2 protein-coding genes and 1 pseudogene are annotated in these 3086 nt (G+C 62.0%); 1 reads left to right on the top strand and 2 read right to left on the bottom strand.

Annotated features, from left to right (window positions below; translation table 11 throughout):
- Positions 1 to 197: pseudogene (locus tag ACLP9N_RS39760) on the bottom strand (hypothetical protein); the annotation flags it as partial.
- 46 nt (positions 198 to 243) lie between these two features.
- A complete protein-coding gene (locus tag ACLP9N_RS39755) occupies positions 244 to 2241 on the bottom strand; it encodes an OmcA/MtrC family decaheme c-type cytochrome (RefSeq protein ID WP_442412529.1) in 1998 nt (665 codons plus the stop codon).
- 493 nt (positions 2242 to 2734) lie between these two features.
- Between ACLP9N_RS39755 and ACLP9N_RS39750 the strand changes: the two genes are divergently transcribed.
- Positions 2735 to 3086, top strand: a 352-nt coding sequence (locus ACLP9N_RS39750) for a universal stress protein (protein WP_442412528.1), incomplete at its 3' end; no start/stop codon positions are given.

The following is a 3086-nucleotide window of genomic DNA, read 5'->3' as shown; positions in this document are numbered from 1 at the left end:
CCGGCGAAGTCGGCGGCAGTGGGTTTAGCGGCCTCGGATTTCGCTGCTTTCTTCGCTTGTTTGGAGGCCTGGGCTGGCTTGGAGGTTGGGGCTGGCTCAGGCGCTTGTTGAGGGGCTTGGGCCTGCTGGAAAGCTTGCGCCGGTGCGAAGCCCCCCAGCAAGATCCCTGCCCAGATCAAACCGGCGCAGCGTAACATGACGTGTCCCCTATTCGTATGTATAACTGCGCCGGTCCGGTGAGCGCTAGAACTCCGCATGCACCTGATCGACTGCGTAAGCTCCGCCGGTGCCATGGCAGACGTTGCACGCCTCACCGAGCGAGGTCGTGTTGGACAGCGCATGCGACGCCGTCGCAATGTCCATGTGGCAGCCCGTGCAGGCGGAGGTAAACGGCTGCACCGGGTTGATGGGCCCTTGCGGGTCGGTTACCGGATTCAGGCCGGTCAGCGCCAGGTCGTTCTGCTCCGAGCTGTTGACGTGGCAGAAGGAGCAGTTCGCGGTGTCGTTGACTGCGCCGCTAGGGCCTAGCCCCGGGAACAGCACGCCGCTGAAGTTGTTGGTGCTGCCTCCGAAGCCGACGATGATATACGGCCGCGTCGAGGGTTGATTGACGCCGTAGTGGATGCGGTGCACCATCAGGTTGAAGTTGATGCCCTGCGGCGGCGCGTTGGCGATCGAGGGCGTCTTGTCGGTGCTGCGCAGCGAAGCGTCGGTGTTGTTCGGATTGTGGCAGAACACGCAGTACTGCACATTGTTGCGCAGTGAGCCGTGCACCTGGAGGTTCACGTGGCAGGCGTTGCAATTGGCCTCCTCGACGACGGTGCGGCGGTTGGCCAACGGCGATCCGTCCACCGAGAAGAACGTCACCGGATTGGGCGTCCCATATTCGATGCTGGTTTGCACCGTAGCCCCGTTGATCAGCTCCGGCACGGTGTCGGTCCGGCGCGCTTCAATGGCGATGCCAAAGGTTCCAGTAGCGTTGGCGGGAATCGCGTGCGTGAAGGTATAGGTGCAAGTGCCCGAGGAGGCGCAAGTAGCCGCGGTCGTCATGCTTTCGGTGACGTAGCCGGGTGTAGTCACGCCGCTTCCGAAATTGGTGGTGCCGTAATCGGTGGTCGGGCCGGTCATGGTCGCCGACAGCGACAAGGTCGGCGTCGACAAAGGCACCGCCGCGCCGGCCGTGTTCAGCATCGTGAAGGTCAGCGTCGGAGTCTTTCCGGCTACTCCGTTGGACACGCCGGTGATCTTCACGTTCAATCCGCTCAGCAACGTAGAGGCGGTGGGAGCCACGTGCGCGCCCATGATGGAAGCGTCAAAGTCCAGGTCACCCTGCGGGATGTGGCAGTCCGCGCACAGCTTGTCGTCGACCTGGATGCCGCCGGGGTGATTGGCGCCGGTGGCGAAGTTGACATTGTCATGACAGGAGCCGCAGGGCGCTTGCCCCGGATTGGTCAGATACGCGGTCTTCTGCGCCGCGCCGGTCGATTGCGAGTGGCACACCGTGCAACGCCGCGGATCGCCCGGGTCGGCTGGAAACACCACCGTCGAATAGTTAGGGGACCCGTGCGAGGTGATCGACGGGATGTACTGCCCTCCGGCGACCACGCTGGGCAGGCTGGCGCCCATATGCAGTTTGTGGAAAAACACCTTTGCGTCCAGGGTGTCGCCGGTGTTGGGATCCAGAAGCTGCGGCTGGTGGCACAGCACGCACATGGGCATGCCGCGGCGCGATCCGCCGTGCGCCGAGAGTTGATCGTGACAGGTATTGCAACTGGCCGTCTCGATGATATCGTGCGTGTTCGTCACTTTCGATCCGTTGGGCACGAAGTTGTAGGTCGTGCTCGCGTAATTGGTGCCCAGGTTGTACTCGGTCAGGTTGCGCGAGCCGTAGATGCCAATCGTATGCGTCGCAGTGGCGTCAAAGCCTGACGGCGCCGTGGTCTTGAACACGTATTGATATCCGTTGGCCGTGGTTGTCAAGGCACCGCCCGAATCCGCTCCCGGCTGGTTGGTGGTCGCCATCGCCGGTGAGCTCACCGTGGCCGCCGCTGCGCGCGTGGTATACGCGGTGTAGTCCTCCTGGCCGTTGGGCAAAACCGCGGCGATATAGCTCAGGCTAATCGCGCCCGGCGTGTAGACCCCGTTGATATCCAGAGGCAAACCGTTGGGGTCCGTCAGCGTGAAGTTTACTGTAATGGTCCCTGTCGAGGATACCGACGCCCCGGTGACGTTGATGTTCAAGCCTGGCGCTACAAACTCGACGGTCTGTGCGTCGGCATAGTATGCCTTTTCATGGATGGTATACGGCTTTGGCGCGCTCGCCAAACTCGCCGCAACCACTAACCCTATTAATACTGCCTTACCGTAGCGTTTGAGCCAATTCATAACTCCGCCCCCAGCGGATGAACGTACCGCGTCCTTCTCGTACATAGTGCGAACTCGAATGTTACGCTCTTCCACAAAGCACGCCGGTCGCCACGGATTTTCCCTGTTAGACCATCCAGCCGGGAGGTGGTATGGGCTAAATCCCCCAACTTTGGGTCATATGGCGTTCGAAGCGTCCGATCGGCGTTGGCGGGAGCGACCGTATTCGGCCGCCCGGGCATACCCGATTTACTACGATCAATTGCCCCACTATGATCAGTCGCGCGTGGTCCTTGATCTGTGGCCCTGAACCTGCGTGTTCTCGGACGGAGGAGCGGTTATGTTACCCTTCCGGCGGATTCTGTTTCCGGTGGATTACTCCGAGCCATGCCTCGCGGTAGTCCCGTGCGTCAAAGATATTCTAAGGCATTTCCCGGGCGACTTGACCTTGGTGCATGCGTTCGGCCCGGAAGCGCTGTCCTATAGCGAGCTCCCGATCGCCGACCCTGAGCTTCCCGCGCAGGCCCAATCGATCCAAGAAGAACAACTGCACGGCTTTGCCGAGCGCAATTTCCCCGGCCAGCCGGTCTCGTGTCTGGCGGTGTGCGGCGAGCCGGGCAGCGTGATCCACGACGTGGTCCAGCATCAATCGACCGATCTGGTGATGCTGCCCACGCACGGCAGGGGGCCGGTGCGGCGCTTCCTGCTCGGCTCGGTCACCA

This window comes from Mycobacterium sp. (genome assembly GCF_052144515.1).
Lineage (GTDB): Bacteria > Actinomycetota > Actinomycetes > Mycobacteriales > Mycobacteriaceae > Mycobacterium.
The sequence above is the reverse complement of the archived record's forward strand: the minus strand, read 5'-3'. Positions and strand labels throughout refer to the sequence as shown.